16 protein-coding genes are annotated in these 12,971 nt (G+C 64.3%); 2 read left to right on the top strand and 14 right to left on the bottom strand.

All coding sequences use genetic code 11. The features are described 5' to 3' along the window. Positions 1 to 16 precede the first annotated feature (16 nt). The 14 genes from nuoI to D2V04_RS04645 all read right to left on the bottom strand — a co-directional run bounded on the left by nuoI (position 17) and on the right by D2V04_RS04645 (position 11,052). Positions 17 to 502: an NADH-quinone oxidoreductase subunit NuoI gene (gene nuoI / locus D2V04_RS04700; RefSeq protein WP_119512135.1), complete on the bottom strand. Its 486-nt coding sequence runs from the start codon at positions 500 to 502 to the stop codon at positions 17 to 19. Further along, entirely contained in the window at positions 499 to 903 is a 405-nt protein-coding gene (locus tag D2V04_RS17730; protein ID WP_147391769.1) for a hypothetical protein, read from the bottom strand. Before D2V04_RS17730 ends, nuoI begins: the two co-directional genes overlap by 4 nt. After that, positions 900 to 1,952 carry an NADH-quinone oxidoreductase subunit NuoH gene (nuoH, locus tag D2V04_RS04695; RefSeq protein WP_119512134.1) on the bottom strand — a complete coding sequence of 351 codons (1,053 nt, stop codon included), beginning with the start codon at positions 1,950 to 1,952 and terminating at the stop codon, positions 900 to 902. Before nuoH ends, D2V04_RS17730 begins: the two co-directional genes overlap by 4 nt. Then, the gene (nuoG, locus tag D2V04_RS04690; protein ID WP_119512133.1) at positions 1,949 to 3,961 is read right to left on the bottom strand and encodes an NADH-quinone oxidoreductase subunit NuoG; all 2,013 of its coding nucleotides are present in this window, start codon (positions 3,959 to 3,961) and stop codon (positions 1,949 to 1,951) included. Before nuoG ends, nuoH begins: the two co-directional genes overlap by 4 nt. Beyond that, positions 3,961 to 5,253 (bottom strand): NADH-quinone oxidoreductase subunit NuoF, encoded by a 1,293-nt coding sequence (nuoF, locus tag D2V04_RS04685; RefSeq protein WP_119512132.1) that lies wholly within the window; start codon positions 5,251 to 5,253, stop codon positions 3,961 to 3,963. Before nuoF ends, nuoG begins: the two co-directional genes overlap by 1 nt. Continuing rightward, on the bottom strand, positions 5,253 to 5,390 hold the full coding sequence (locus tag D2V04_RS17870; RefSeq protein ID WP_182849661.1) for a hypothetical protein: 138 nt from the start codon (positions 5,388 to 5,390) through the stop codon (positions 5,253 to 5,255). The genes nuoF and D2V04_RS17870 overlap by 1 nt, the downstream gene beginning before the upstream one ends. After that, on the bottom strand, positions 5,390 to 5,578 hold the full coding sequence (locus D2V04_RS04680; RefSeq protein WP_119512131.1) for a hypothetical protein: 189 nt from the start codon (positions 5,576 to 5,578) through the stop codon (positions 5,390 to 5,392). Before D2V04_RS04680 ends, D2V04_RS17870 begins: the two co-directional genes overlap by 1 nt. Further along, a complete protein-coding gene (gene nuoE / locus D2V04_RS04675) occupies positions 5,578 to 6,246 on the bottom strand; it encodes an NADH-quinone oxidoreductase subunit NuoE (RefSeq protein WP_119512130.1) in 669 nt (222 codons plus the stop codon). The genes D2V04_RS04680 and nuoE overlap by 1 nt, the downstream gene beginning before the upstream one ends. Next, positions 6,239 to 6,418: a hypothetical protein gene (locus tag D2V04_RS04670; protein ID WP_147391768.1), complete on the bottom strand. Its 180-nt coding sequence runs from the start codon at positions 6,416 to 6,418 to the stop codon at positions 6,239 to 6,241. The genes nuoE and D2V04_RS04670 overlap by 8 nt, the downstream gene beginning before the upstream one ends. Then, positions 6,415 to 7,629, bottom strand: coding sequence for an NADH-quinone oxidoreductase subunit D (locus tag D2V04_RS04665; RefSeq protein WP_119512128.1), 1,215 nt, complete (start codon positions 7,627 to 7,629; stop codon positions 6,415 to 6,417). Before D2V04_RS04665 ends, D2V04_RS04670 begins: the two co-directional genes overlap by 4 nt. Then, the gene (locus tag D2V04_RS04660; protein ID WP_119512127.1) at positions 7,629 to 8,522 is read right to left on the bottom strand and encodes an NADH-quinone oxidoreductase subunit C; all 894 of its coding nucleotides are present in this window, start codon (positions 8,520 to 8,522) and stop codon (positions 7,629 to 7,631) included. The genes D2V04_RS04665 and D2V04_RS04660 overlap by 1 nt, the downstream gene beginning before the upstream one ends. 10 nt (positions 8,523 to 8,532) lie before the next feature. Beyond that, positions 8,533 to 9,117 carry a NuoB/complex I 20 kDa subunit family protein gene (locus tag D2V04_RS04655; RefSeq protein ID WP_228766266.1) on the bottom strand — a complete coding sequence of 195 codons (585 nt, stop codon included), beginning with the start codon at positions 9,115 to 9,117 and terminating at the stop codon, positions 8,533 to 8,535. After that, positions 9,108 to 9,482, bottom strand: a complete 375-nt coding sequence (gene ndhC, locus D2V04_RS04650) for an NADH-quinone oxidoreductase subunit A (RefSeq protein ID WP_119512126.1) — start codon at positions 9,480 to 9,482, stop codon at positions 9,108 to 9,110. Before ndhC ends, D2V04_RS04655 begins: the two co-directional genes overlap by 10 nt. A 139-nt stretch (positions 9,483 to 9,621) precedes the next feature. Further along, positions 9,622 to 11,052: a coniferyl aldehyde dehydrogenase gene (locus D2V04_RS04645; RefSeq protein ID WP_182849660.1), complete on the bottom strand. Its 1,431-nt coding sequence runs from the start codon at positions 11,050 to 11,052 to the stop codon at positions 9,622 to 9,624. 142 nt (positions 11,053 to 11,194) lie between these two features. Here D2V04_RS04645 and D2V04_RS04640 point away from each other — a divergent pair, with 142 nt between their 5' ends. Beyond that, positions 11,195 to 12,391 carry a thiolase family protein gene (locus tag D2V04_RS04640; RefSeq protein WP_119512125.1) on the top strand — a complete coding sequence of 399 codons (1,197 nt, stop codon included), beginning with the start codon at positions 11,195 to 11,197 and terminating at the stop codon, positions 12,389 to 12,391. A 97-nt stretch (positions 12,392 to 12,488) separates the two neighbouring features. After that, entirely contained in the window at positions 12,489 to 12,920 is a 432-nt protein-coding gene (locus D2V04_RS04635; protein ID WP_147391767.1) for a hypothetical protein, read from the top strand. Positions 12,921 to 12,971 lie beyond the last annotated feature (51 nt).

The raw sequence follows: 12,971 nt of genomic DNA, 5'->3' as shown, positions 1-12,971 counted from the left end.
CTCGTTGCGGCGGCGCCTAGCGGTAGGGCGCATCGGCTTCAAGGTTCGCCGCAAGCGCGCGCTCCCACTTGTCCCCGTTGGCCAGCAGCTTCGCCTTGTCGTAGAGCAGTTCCTCGCGCGTTTCGGTCGAGAACTCGAAATTCGGGCCTTCGACGATCGCATCGACCGGACAGGCTTCCTGGCAGAAGCCGCAGTAGATGCACTTGGTCATGTCAATGTCGTAGCGCGTGGTGCGGCGGCTCCCGTCCGCGCGCGGTTCGCTCTCGATCGTGATCGCCTGCGCGGGGCAGACTGCCTCGCACAGCTTGCACGCGATGCAGCGCTCCTCGCCGTTGGGATAGCGGCGCAGCGCATGCTCGCCGCGGAAGCGCGGGCTGATCGGGTTCTTCTCGAACGGGTAGTTGATCGTCACCTTGGGCTTGAAGAAGTACTTCAGCGTGAGAGCATGCGCCTTCACGAACTCCCACAGGGTGAACGATTTTATGAGATGGGCGACGGTCATTGGACTACCTCTCGATCATCGCTCTCGATGATCGGTGAACAGACACCGGAGACTTCTGTGATAGGGGCACCATTAGGCTTTAGGCGTTCATTATTCGCCCAAAATATGCTGAAAGTCCCGCCCTCATTTGGAACAAGAAGGCCGGAGAGCGGTGCGCCGTCCTGCTTCGGCAGAATTAGCACCGAACCATGAAAGTTTGGGCCTGTTTCCCAATCCGACGCCAAGCCCAACGCTTCGGCTCCGGTCAGGTAAATCTCTGCGTTCTCCCGAACAAGCACTGAATGCGACGGACCGCTGAGCGTGACTTTATGCTCCGGGCCAATCAGCATCGAGCCATCGGCAGACGTGGCGTGCAATATGCAGGACAAGGCCAACGCTTGTGCAGCAACTGCCAGACTCATGCCCCGTACCTCGTGAACATCAACCAGCCCGACACGAGCACTACGAACAGCAGGCTCAGCGGCAGGAAGACTTTCCAGCCCAGCCGCATCAACTGGTCGTAGCGGAAGCGTGGGACGGTGGCCTTCACCCAGCTGAAGATGAAGAAGAACAGGAAGATCTTGGCGAAGAGCCAGATCCAGCCCGGAATGTCGAACCACGGGATCAGATCGATGTTCAGCGGGGGCAGCCAACCACCGAAGAACAGCACTGCGTTGAGCGCGCACATCAGCAGCACGTTGGCATATTCACCGAGCCAGAAGAGCGCGAAGCTCATCGAGGAATATTCGGTCTGGTAGCCGGCGACGAGCTCGCTCTCCGCCTCGGTCAGATCGAACGGCGCGCGGGCGGTTTCCGCAAGGCTCGAGATCAGGAACATGACCCAGATCGGGAACAGCAGCAGGTTGAAGAAGAACCCGTTGACCAGACCAAACCCGTGGCCGCGCTGCGCCTCGATGATGTCGTTCAGGTTGCTGGTGCCCGCATAGAGGATCACGCAAACGAGGATGAAGCCGATCGATACCTCATAGCTGATCATCTGCGCCGCAGCGCGCATCGCCGAGAAGAACGGATACTTCGAGTTGGAGGCCCAGCCAGCCACCACCACGCCGTAAACCCCGAGCGAACTGATCGCGAGAACGTAGAGCAGGCCGATATTGATATCGGCGAGCACGGCCTCCGGCCCGAACGGGATCACGGCCCAGGCAAGCAGCGCGACCGTGAAGGTCACGATCGGGCCGATCAGGAACAGTCCCTTGTTCGCGGCAGAAGGGATAATCGTTTCCTGCAGAAACACCTTCAGACCATCCGCAAAGCTCTGCAGCAAACCGAACGGCCCGACCACGTTGGGGCCGCGCCGCAGCGCAATCGCCGCCCAGATCTTGCGGTCGGCATAAATGATCATCGCCACCGCCAGCATTAGCGGCAGAGCGATCAGCAGCACGCCCGCGACGGTGGCGACGAACCACGCCCACTCGTAGGTCATGCCAAGGGATTGGAAGAACGCGGTCATTCCGCCGCCTCCAGAATTTCCTCGCCGTGGAGAAGTTCGGCCGAGCATCGCTGCATTACGGCGCTGGCGCGGGCGATCGAGTTGGTCAGGTAGAAATCCCTGATGGGATAGGAAATCGCACCCTTCACCTTGGCCGCCTTGGCCTTCGGCAGCTTGCCCCCCGAAAGACCCATAATGTCGGCGAGACCTTCGACGCCCAGCGCGGGGACTTCCGCGATCATCGCCGCCTGCAGTTCGGCGAAACTGTCGAAGCCGACCTCGACGCCCAGCGCATCGGCGAGCGCGCGCAGGATCGTCCAGTCCTCACGCGCATCGCCCGGCGCGAACACTGCCTTCTCGGCGAACTGCACGCGGCCTTCGGTATTGACGTACGTGCCGTCCTTCTCGGCGTAGCTCGCGGCGGGAAGGATAATGTCCGCCGCATGCGCGCCCTTGTCGCCGTGATGGCCGATATAGACCTTGAGACTCTTGCCGAAGGCCGACCAGTCGACCTCGTCGGCACCCAGCGCGAGCACGACCTTGGGTTCGGCCTTCACCACGTCGGCGATACCGCCCTTCTGCGCATAGCCGAGCATGAGCCCGCCCATCCGCGAAGCGGAGGTATGGAGGACGTTGAAGCCGTTCCACCCTTCCCTGCTCCAGCCCTGCGCGAGCGCGAGGGCATCCTGAAAGGCGCCTGCCGCGAGGCCGCCGGCGCCGACGATTACTGCCGGGCGCTCCGCCTTCTCGAACAGCTCCGCGACTTCCGAGGGAAGATCGCCGAGCACGCTCACGTCATCGCCCAGGAACTCGGCCGGATAGGTCGTTTCCCAGCGCGGGCCGACCAGGAAGATCTTCGCCCCGCGCTTGACCGCCTTGCGCAGGCGGACGTTCACCAGCGCCGCTTCCCAGCGAACGTGGCTGCCGACGACTAGGATCGCATCGGCCGTCTCGATCCCTGCGAGGGTCGAGTTGAAATTCACCGCAGCGAGATTATCCGTCGGGTAATCCAACCCGGTCTGCCGCCCTTCAAGCAGGTCGGACCCGAGCGCGCCGAGCAGCTTCTTGGCCGCGAACATCGTCTCGCAGTCGACCAGGTCGCCGGCGATCGCGGCAACGCTGTTGCCCGCCTTGGCCTTGGCGATCGCCTTGAACGCATCCTCCCAACCCGCCGGCTGGAGCTTTCCGCCCTTGCGAATCCACACCCGGTCGAGCCGGCGCCGGGTGAGCCCGTCGACCATGTAGCGGCCCTTGTCGCTGAGCCACTCCTCGTTGACGTCGTCGTTGATGCGCGGCAGCGCCCGCATGACTTCGCGCCCGCGGCTGTCGAGACGGATGTTCGCCCCGACGGCGTCGCTGACGTCGATGCTGAGCGTCTTCTTGAGCTCCCACGGCCGCGCCTCGAACGCATACGGGCGGCTGGTCAGCGCGCCGACCGGGCACAGGTCTATCACGTTGGCCGAAAGCTCGTGCTTGGCGGCATGCTCGAGATAGGTCGTGATCTGCATGTCCTCGCCGCGATAGAGCGCGCCGATTTCGTCGACGCCAGCGATCTCCTCGGAGAAGCGCACGCAGCGGGTGCAGTGGATGCAGCGGGTCATGATCGTCTTGATCAGCGGGCCCATGTACTTCTCGGTCACCGCGCGCTTGTTCTCATGATAGCGCGAGCCGCCGCGGCCATAGGCGACCGCCTGGTCCTGCAGATCGCACTCGCCGCCTTGGTCGCAGATCGGGCAGTCGAGTGGGTGGTTGATGAGCAGGAACTCCATCACCCCTTCACGCGCCGTCTTGACCATCTGGCTATCGGTGCGGATCTCCTGCCCGTCGGCAGCGGGGAGCGCACAGCTCGCCTGCGGCTTGGGCGGCCCGGGCTTCACCTCGACCAGACACATGCGACAGTTGCCCGCGATGCTCAGCCGCTCGTGATAGCAGAACCGCGGAATCTCCTTCCCCGCCAGCTCACACGCCTGCAACACGGTCGCGCCGTCGGGGACCTCGATTTCCTGACCGTCTACGGTAACTTTAGGCATTATTCGGCTGCCTCGGCAAACTTGGTGTTATGCTCCTCGATCCGCCGTTCCAGCTCGGGGCGGAAGTGGCGGATCAGGCCCTGGATCGGCCAGGCGGCGGCGTCGCCCAGGGCGCAGATGGTGTGGCCTTCGACCTGCTTGGTCACCTGCTGCAGCATGTCGATCTCCTCGATCGCCGCATCGCCGGTGCGCAGGCGTTCCATGACGCGCCACATCCACCCGGTGCCTTCGCGGCATGGGGTGCACTGGCCGCAGGACTCGTGCTTGTAGAAATAACTGATCCGGCTGATCGCGCGGACGATGTCGGTCGACTTGTCCATCACGATCACGGCCGCAGTGCCGAGCCCGGAGCCTAGTTCCTTGAGCCCGTCGAAATCCATCGGGCAGTCCATGATCTGCTCAGCGGGGACCAGCGGGACGGAGGAACCGCCCGGGATCACCGCCAGCAGGTTGTCCCATCCGCCGCGGATGCCGCCGCAGTGCTTCTCGATCAGTTCGCGGAAGGGGATGCTCATCGCTTCCTCGACCACGCAAGGCTTTTCAACATGGCCGCTGATCTGGAACAGCTTGGTGCCGGCGTTGTTCTCGCGTCCGAAGCCGGCGAACCACGAGGCCCCGCGACGCAGGATCGTCGGGACGACCGCAATGGACTCCACGTTGTTGACCGTGGTCGGGCAGCCGTAGAGGCCCGCGCCGGCCGGGAACGGCGGCTTGAGGCGCGGCTGGCCCTTCTTGCCCTCGAGGCTCTCGATCATCGCGGTCTCTTCGCCGCAGATGTAGGCACCCGCGCCGCGATGCAGGAACACGTCGAAGTCGTAGCCCGAGCCGCTGGCGTTCTTGCCGATCAACCCGGCATCGTAGGCCTCGTCGATCGCCGCCTGCAGCGTTTCGGCCTCGCGGATATATTCGCCGCGGATGTAGATGTACGCCGCCCGCGCACGCATCGCAAAGCCCGCCACGAGCGCACCTTCGATCAGTTTGTGCGGATCGTGGCGGATGATCTCGCGGTCCTTGCATGAGCCCGGTTCGGATTCGTCGGCGTTGATGACGAGGAAGCTAGGACGGCCGTCCTTGCTTTCCTTGGGCATGAACGACCACTTGAGACCGGTCGGGAAGCCCGCCCCGCCGCGCCCGCGCAGGCCCGATGCCTTCATCTCGTCGATGATGGCGTCCTGACCGCGCCCGATCAGCGCCTTGGTGTCGTCCCAGTCGCCGCGCGCCTGCGCCGCCTTCAGCCCCCAGTCCTGGAAGCCATAGAGGTTGGTGAAGATGCGATCCTTGTCGGCCAGCATCACATGGTCCCCTGCGAAACGAAATAGATCGCGGCCGCCGCCACCAGGACGATGGCGCCGAACTTCACGAGACCGGCGAGCACCTTCCAGGCGATGACGATCAGCACGAGCGCGACGAGAATGGTGACGATATCCATTACTGGCCGTCCTTCTCTTGCCGTTCGCGTATCTCGCGGCTCTTCGACTGGCTCGCGGAAATGGCGATGAAGGCCACGCCGATCGCGACGAAACTGCCGCCAAGCGCGCTGTTACCGCTGCCAATGAAGGCCAGCGCGCAGACCAGGAAAACAATCCCGGCGAGTTGAAGTATTCGGACCTGCGACATCACCACTCACCCCGGTAATCGTGGTTCTCGGTGACCATTTCCTTGAGCGTGGTCGGCCCGCCGACCGGCTCGCTGGTGTGCCGGCCCGGCTCCTGCGTGCCGGTCTTCGGCTGACGGCCGGCGGCGAGCTCGTCAAGAACGTGATCGAGCCGCTCGGGCGTCAGGTCTTCGTAGTTGTCGTCGTTGATCTGGACCATCGGCGCGGTCGCGCAGTTGCCGAGGCATTCGACCTCGGTCAGCGTCCACAGCCCGTCCTCCGAGACATGGCCCTTCACCATGCCGCGCTTCTTGCAGGTCTCGAGTAGTCCGTCCGAGCCGCGCAGCATGCACGGCGTCGTGCCGCAGACCTGCACGTGATACTTACCCACGGGCTGAAGGTTGTACATGAAATAGAACGTCGCGACCTCGAGCACACGGATCACCGGCATCTCGAGATAGTCGGCGACGTATTCGATCACCGGCAGTGGCAGCCAGCCCTGCGTATTCGTTTCCTCACCCACCTGACGCTGGGCGAGGTCGAGCAGCGGCATCACCGCCGAACGCTGGCGCCCCTCGGGATAGCGCGCGATCGCGGTGTCGGCCTTCGCCTTGTACGCGGGCGAGAACTCGAACGAGCCCCAGCGCTCGCGGAGCTCGGGGGTATCGGGTGCGGGGGAGCGGTCAGCCATTGATCAGCTTTCGTTCCAGATAGCGGCCAACATAGAGGCCGACCACGGCGGCAAATGCCGTTGAGAGGACTTCCTTCAGGCTCGACTGGCCATGCACTGCCAGAAGATAGGCGGCGACGGCCGAGGCGAAGGCGGCGAACGCCGCGACGAGGATGAACAGTTCGCGGATCACCGATCGCACTCCCCGAACACGACGTCGATCGCGCCGAGGATGGCGGTCGCGTCGGGCAGCATGTGGCCCTTCGACATGAAATCCATCGCCTGCAGATGGCTGAATGCCGTCGGGCGGATCTTGCAGCGATAAGGTTTGTTCGACCCATCCGAGACGAGATAGACGCCGAACTCCCCCTTGGGGCTTTCGGTCGCCACGTAAACTTCGCCGGCCGGCACGTGAAAGCCCTCGGTGTAGAGCTTGAAGTGGTGGATCAGCGCTTCCATCGACTGCTTCATCTCGCCGCGCCTCGGCGGGGAGACCTTGCCGTCGTCGCTCGCGATCGGCCCCTCGGGCATCTCGGCGAGGCACTGCTTGATGATCTTCGCGCTTTCGTAGACTTCCTTCACGCGGACCATGAAGCGGTCGTAGCAGTCCGAATTGGTGCCGACCGGAATCTCGAAGTCCATCCGGTCATAGACGTCGTAGGGCTGCGACTTGCGCAGATCCCACGGGATACCCGCGGCGCGGATCAGCGGGCCGGAGAAGCCCCAGCGCAGCGCATCTTCCTTGCTCACTACGGCGATGTCGACGTTGCGCTGCTTGAAGATGCGGTTGTCCATGACGAGGCTCATCGCATCGCCGAACAGTTCGGGCAGGCGCGTGTCGACCCAGTCGCCGATGTCGGTGAGCAGCTTGAGCGGTACGTCCTGGTGCACGCCGCCGGGGCGGAACCAGGCGCTGTGCATGCGCGCGCCCGAGGCCCGCTCGAAGAAGTTCATGCAGTCTTCGCGCAATTCGAACACCCACAGGTTCGGCGTCATCGCGCCGACATCCATGACGTGGCTGCCGATATTCAGCATGTGGTTCGAAATGCGCGTCAGCTCGGCGAAGAGCACTCGCAGGTACTGCGCACGGATCGGCACCTCTAGATTGAGCAGCTTCTCGATCGCGAGGACGTAGCTGTGCTCCTGACAGAGCGGCGAACAGTAATCGAGCCGGTCGAAGTACGGCAGAGCCTGGAGATAGGTCTTGTACTCGATCAGCTTCTCGGTGCCGCGATGGAGCAGGCCCACGTGCGGGTCGATCCGCTCGATGATCTCGCCGTCGAGCTCCATCACCATCCGCAGCACGCCGTGCGCCGCGGGATGCTGTGGGCCGAAGTTGATCGTATAGTTGGAGATCACCTCGCCTTCGGTGGTGGGCGAGGATTCCTGAACCAGGCCCCCCATCAGTCTTCTCCGTTTTCGTCTGGCTCGGTGGCACCGGAGGTGTCGCGCGCAGTTTCCTTGCGCGGCTTCCTGTTCGGGCGATTCTCGGTCGGTTCCGGTGCGTCGGGCTCGTCCTCGCCGGTGTCCACCGGTGCCGGATTGGCGTCGCCCTGCCCCGCGACTGTGCCGCTCGACCGTTCCGCCGGCGCGACTTTCTCGGCCGCCTTGTCGTTGGTCTTCTCGCCGGCGCCGGTTTCGCTCTTCTTGTCGGTCGTCTTCACCTCGTCGACCGGAGGTGTTTCCGCCTTCTCGTCGCCCGGAAGCACGTAGTTCGCGCCTTCCCATGGGCTCATGAAATCGAACCGGCGCAGATCCTGCGGCAGGTCGACCGGTTCGTACACGACGCGCTTCTCCTCCTCGGAATAGCGCAGCTCGATATAACCGGTGAGCGGAAAGTCCTTGCGGAAGGGGTGCCCTTCGAAGCCGTAGTCGGTGAGGATGCGGCGCAGGTCGGTATTGCCCTCGAACAGCACGCCGTAGAGATCGAACACCTCGCGCTCGAGCCAGCCCGCGTTGGGCCACAGCGTCGTGACGGTCGGCACCGGCGTCTTCTCCGACGCAGTGACCTTGAGCATCACGCGGTGGTTCTTCGTCACGCTCAGCAGCATGTAGACCACTTCGAAGCGCTCGGCGCGCTGCGGGTAGTCGACGCCCGCAATCTCCATGAGCTGCTGGTACTGGTGCTCGTCGCGCAGCAGGCGCAGCGCATCCTCGATCCGCTCGCGCTTCACCGTCAGCAGGATTTCGCCATGCTCCTCATGCGCCTCGACGAGCATATCGCCGAGCGCTGTCGCAAGCGCGGCCTTCACCCCTTCGTTGGAGGCGAATCTGGGGGCGGAATGAACCACGGTCATCGTGAGCCAATCACCTCTCAATAGTCCCTTCGCGGCGGATCTTGCGCTGGAGCTGCATCACGCCATAGAGCAGCGCCTCGGCGGTCGGCGGACAGCCGGGCACGTAGATATCGACCGGCACGATGCGGTCGCACCCGCGCACCACCGAATAGCTGTAGTGGTAGTAGCCGCCACCGTTGGCGCAGCTACCCATGGAGATGACGTACTTCGGGTCCGACATCTGGTCATAGACCTTGCGCAGAGCCGGAGCCATCTTGTTGCACAGCGTACCCGCGACGATCATCACGTCGGACTGGCGCGGGCTGGCTCGCGGAGCCACGCCGAAGCGCTCCATGTCGTAGCGCGGCATGTTGACGTGAATCATCTCGACCGCGCAGCAGGCCAGGCCGAAGGTCATCCACCACAGCGAGCCCGTGCGGGCCCACTGGAACAAGTCCTCGGTGCTGGTGACGAGGAAACCCTTGTCGTTCACCTCGGTCTGCAGCGCGCGGAAGTAATCTCCGCCGGGCTGGCGCACTTCGCCGCCGCGTGCGGTCGGCGCGTCGTGCAGCGCGGGGTTGAGCTTCGGGCGCGTCGGGCTGTGGTCTACTCCCATTCCAGGGCTCCCACTTTCCAGGCGTAGGCAAGGCCCACGGCGAGTTCGAACAGGAAGATCATCATGGTGATCCAGCCCGGCCATCCGGTCAGGTCGAGGCTGACGGCCCAGGGAAACAGGAACGCCGCCTCCAGGTCGAACACGATGAACAGGATCGCGATCAGGTAGAAGCGCACGTCGAACTGGCTGCGCGGGTCCTCGAACGCGGGGAAGCCGCACTCGTACTCGCTCAGCTTCTCAGCGTCGGGATTGTGCGCGCCGGTCAGACGCGCGACACCCATCGGCAGAAAGACGAACGCTGCCGAGAGGCCCAGGGCGATGACCAGGAAGATCAGGATCGGAAGGTATTGGCTCAGGTCGACCACACGGTTTTCCTTGGGGCGATTCCCACGGGGAAGGATGTTTCGCGCCCGCCTCTAGGCCCCTGTCCCGCATGGTGCAAGGGCATGGGAATGCGAACGATTCGCAACAGTTGACCGGTACCGGAGAGTCGCAGGCGAACCGCTATTTCATCAACGTTCGAACCGCCTTTTCGGTCGCCGCGCCATAGGGCGGCTTGAACCCGCCAAGCTTGGCGATGTCGATCTTCGGCTGGGTGTAGATGCTGCGCGCGTGGCTGAACTCGCGGAAGCCCTCGATCCCGTGATAGGAGCCCATCCCGCTCGGGCCGACACCGCCGAACGGCAAGTCCTCCATCGAGACGTGGAAGACCACGTCGTTGACCGTCACACCGCCCGAGATCGTGCGGGTCAGCACCTGCTCGCGCTCGCCCGCGTCCTGCCCGAAGTAGTAGAGCCCCAGCGGCCGGTCGCGCCGGTTCACGTAGTCGATCGCTTCGTCGACATCCTTGTAGGTCTTCACCGGCAGCACCGGGCCGAAGATCTCTTCCTGCATCGCCTGCATGTCGTCGCTGACATTGCGCAGGATCGTCAGCGGCATCTTGCGTGCGTTGGTGTTGCCGAAATCTTCCTTGCCCGGATTGACCTCGATCACCTCGGCACCCTTGTCCCGTGCATCGGCGACGAGGCCCTGCAGACGGTCGAAGTGCCGGTCGGTTACGACCGAGGCATAGTCCTCGTTTTCCAGTAGGGTCGGGTACATCTTGTGGACGCCCAGTTCGACCGCCGCGATCGCCGCGTCCTCCTTGTCCTCCGGCACATACATATAGTCGGGCGCGAGGCAGATCTGGCCCGCGTTCAGCATCTTGCCGAGCGCGATCCGCTCCCCCGCCTGCTCGAGATTGGCGCTGCGGCCAAGGAACACGGGCGACTTCCCGCCGAGTTCGAGCGTGACTGGGCAGAGGTTGCGCGCCGCAGCCTCCATCACCTTGCGTCCCGTCGCGGTCGAGCCGGTGAAGACCAGATGATCGAACGGCAGCCCGGAGAATTCGTGCGCGACCTCCGGACCCCCGGTGACGAAGGCGACTTCCTCCTCCGCAAAATACTTCGCGCACAGTTCCGCCGAGAGTTTCGAGGTCCGCTCGGTGAATTCGCTCGGTTTGATCATCGCCCGGTTGCCGGCGGCGAGCACCTGCATCAGCGGACCGAAGCTCAGGTTCACGGGAAAATTCCACGGGCTGAGGATGCCGATCACGCCTTTGGGCTCATAGCGCACCTCGGCCTTCGCGCCGAGCAGGCCGAGCGGGAACTGCACGTGCCGCTTGTCCGCCCTCGCCCACTTGTCGAGGTGCTTGAGGCAGTACTTCCCGAAGTTCGCCGTGCCCGCGATGTCGGTGATCATCGACTGGTGCGCGCTGCGATTGCCGAAGTCGGCACTCATCGCGTTGCAGAGTGCCTCGGCATTGTCCTTGAGCAGCGCAATCGCCCGCTTCACCCGATCGCGGCGCACGTCGAGCCCTTCGGGCCGCGCGAGGGTGAAGGCGTCGCGCTGCTTATGCAGCAGGGTCTCCATGGTGGACTTCGGGGACTCGGCCATCGCTCTCTCCACTGGTTTCTCTTTGCTACCGATTGTTCACCAGACCCTCGCCTTTGACAAGCGATCGCACGATTTGCCTTTGCCGCACTGCAACATTACCTAGGCCGGCAAGATACGAGTCCAATCGAAAGGCATTCTCCCGATGGCCCAGTTTTCCGCCGCCGATCCCGTCGTGATCCTCTCCTACGCGCGCACGCCGATGGGCGGCATGCAGGGCGCTCTGGCGGACGTCTCGGCAACCGATCTCGGCGCAACCGCGGTCAAGGCCGCGGTCGAGCGCGCCAGCGTTTCGGGGGAGGATGTCGAGCGTATCTATATGGGCTGCGTCCTCCCTGCCGGGCTCGGCCAGGCGCCGGCCCGTCAGGCGGCGATCAAGGCCGGCCTGCCCAAGTCGGTCCAGGCCACGACCGTGAACAAGGTCTGCGGCAGCGGCATGCAGACCGTCATCATGGGCGCGGAAGCGCTTGCCTCTGGCACGATCGACCTCGTCGTCGCGGGCGGCATGGAGAGCATGACCAACGCCCCCTACCTGCTCAAGAAGCACCGCTCCGGCGCGCGCATCGGGCACGACACGGCCTACGACCACATGTTCCTCGACGGGCTGGAGGATGCCTACGAAGCGGGCCGCGCCATGGGGACGTTCGCCCAGTGCACTGCCGACGAATACCAGATGACCCGCGAGGAGATGGACGACTACTCGATCGAATCGCTCCGCCGCGCGAATGCGGCGATCGAGAGCGGCGCCTTCGCCGACGAGGTCGTCCCGGTAACTTTCACGACCCGCGCCGGTGAGACGGTTGTCGACACCGACGAGCAACCGGGCCGCGGCAAGCCGGACAAGATCCCGACTCTCCGTCCCGCTTTCGCCAAGGACGGCACGATCACCGCCGCCACCTCCAGCTCGATTTCCGACGGCGCCGCCGCCGTGGTCCTGACCCGCGAAAGCGTCGCGAAGAACAAAGGCCTCGCCCCGGTGGCGAAGATCGTCGCCATGGCAGCGCATGCGCAGGAGCCGGCGAAATTCACCGTCGCCCCGATCGGCGCGATCCAGAAGGTGCTCGACAAGGCCGGGTGGTCGGTCGACGACGTCGACCTGTGGGAAGTCAACGAGGCATTCGCCTGCGTCGCCATGTTCGCCATGCGCGACATCGGCATCCCGCACGAGAAGATCAACATCAACGGCGGCGGCACCGCGCTCGGCCATCCGATCGGGGCGAGCGGCACGCGGATCATCGTCACGCTGCTCAACGCGCTCAAGCGTCAGGGCAAGACGCGCGGCGTGGCCTCGCTCTGCATCGGCGGCGGCGAAGCCACGGCGGTGGCGGTCGAGTTGGTCTGACACAGCAACCGGGGACACCCGTCGCAGATCGTTTGCGGTGCGCGTTCCGCAGGAGTATCATCGCCTAACCTCCAAGAAAAATAAGGAGATCTGGGAGATGAGAAGCCTTGTTCTGATCGCTGCGATGGTCGCGCTATCCGCCTGTTCGCAGGGCGCCGACGAGACGCCGGCGCCCGCGGACACGACGGATGCGGCAGCGGTTCCGGCCGAGACAGCAGACGCCGCTGGAGGAACGACGTCCGCGCTCGCCGCCGAAGACGCTGCCGGCACCTACACGGTGACCTGGGCGGACGGTACGATTACCAGCACGACCATCAATGACGACGGCACTTATGTCGACATGATGGAAGGGGAAGAGACGGCTCACGGCGTCTGGGCGGTGAAGGAAGGCAAGAGCTGCCTGACGCCCGAAGGCGGCGCGGAGCTGTGCTGGACCGACAGCGCCCCCGGGGCCGACGGAAGCTGGACCGCCACCGCCGACGACGGCACCACCGTCACAGTCGTGAAGGCCGATACTGCCACGAGCTGATACGAGAGCACCGGCGGGGCGGCACCACGCCGCGCCGTCGGTCCTTTTTGC

Origin of the sequence: Pelagerythrobacter aerophilus, from assembly GCF_003581645.1 — a bacterium.
Taxonomy (GTDB): Bacteria; Pseudomonadota; Alphaproteobacteria; order Sphingomonadales; family Sphingomonadaceae; genus Pelagerythrobacter; species Pelagerythrobacter aerophilus.
The sequence above is the reverse complement of the archived record's forward strand: the minus strand, read 5'-3'. Positions and strand labels throughout refer to the sequence as shown.

What these genes read in the sequence shown, in the direction of transcription:
- nuoI (WP_119512135.1), bottom strand. Translation starts at nt 502, where the DNA reads ATGACCGTCGCCCATCTCATAAAATCGTTCACCCTGTGGGAGTTCGTG.
- D2V04_RS17730 (WP_147391769.1), bottom strand. Translation starts at nt 903, where the DNA reads ATGAGTCTGGCAGTTGCTGCACAAGCGTTGGCCTTGTCCTGCATATTG.
- nuoH (WP_119512134.1), bottom strand. Translation starts at nt 1,952, where the DNA reads ATGACCGCGTTCTTCCAATCCCTTGGCATGACCTACGAGTGGGCGTGG.
- nuoG (WP_119512133.1), bottom strand. Translation starts at nt 3,961, where the DNA reads ATGCCTAAAGTTACCGTAGACGGTCAGGAAATCGAGGTCCCCGACGGC.
- nuoF (WP_119512132.1), bottom strand. Translation starts at nt 5,253, where the DNA reads ATGCTGGCCGACAAGGATCGCATCTTCACCAACCTCTATGGCTTCCAG.
- D2V04_RS17870 (WP_182849661.1), bottom strand. Translation starts at nt 5,390, where the DNA reads ATGGATATCGTCACCATTCTCGTCGCGCTCGTGCTGATCGTCATCGCC.
- D2V04_RS04680 (WP_119512131.1), bottom strand. Translation starts at nt 5,578, where the DNA reads ATGTCGCAGGTCCGAATACTTCAACTCGCCGGGATTGTTTTCCTGGTC.
- nuoE (WP_119512130.1), bottom strand. Translation starts at nt 6,246, where the DNA reads ATGGCTGACCGCTCCCCCGCACCCGATACCCCCGAGCTCCGCGAGCGC.
- D2V04_RS04665 (WP_119512128.1), bottom strand. Translation starts at nt 7,629, where the DNA reads ATGGGGGGCCTGGTTCAGGAATCCTCGCCCACCACCGAAGGCGAGGTG.
- D2V04_RS04660 (WP_119512127.1), bottom strand. Translation starts at nt 8,522, where the DNA reads ATGACCGTGGTTCATTCCGCCCCCAGATTCGCCTCCAACGAAGGGGTG.
- D2V04_RS04655 (WP_228766266.1), bottom strand. Translation starts at nt 9,117, where the DNA reads ATGGGAGTAGACCACAGCCCGACGCGCCCGAAGCTCAACCCCGCGCTG.
- D2V04_RS04645 (WP_182849660.1), bottom strand. Translation starts at nt 11,052, where the DNA reads ATGGCCGAGTCCCCGAAGTCCACCATGGAGACCCTGCTGCATAAGCAG.
- D2V04_RS04640 (WP_119512125.1), top strand. Translation starts at nt 11,195, where the DNA reads ATGGCCCAGTTTTCCGCCGCCGATCCCGTCGTGATCCTCTCCTACGCG.
- D2V04_RS04635 (WP_147391767.1), top strand. Translation starts at nt 12,489, where the DNA reads ATGAGAAGCCTTGTTCTGATCGCTGCGATGGTCGCGCTATCCGCCTGT.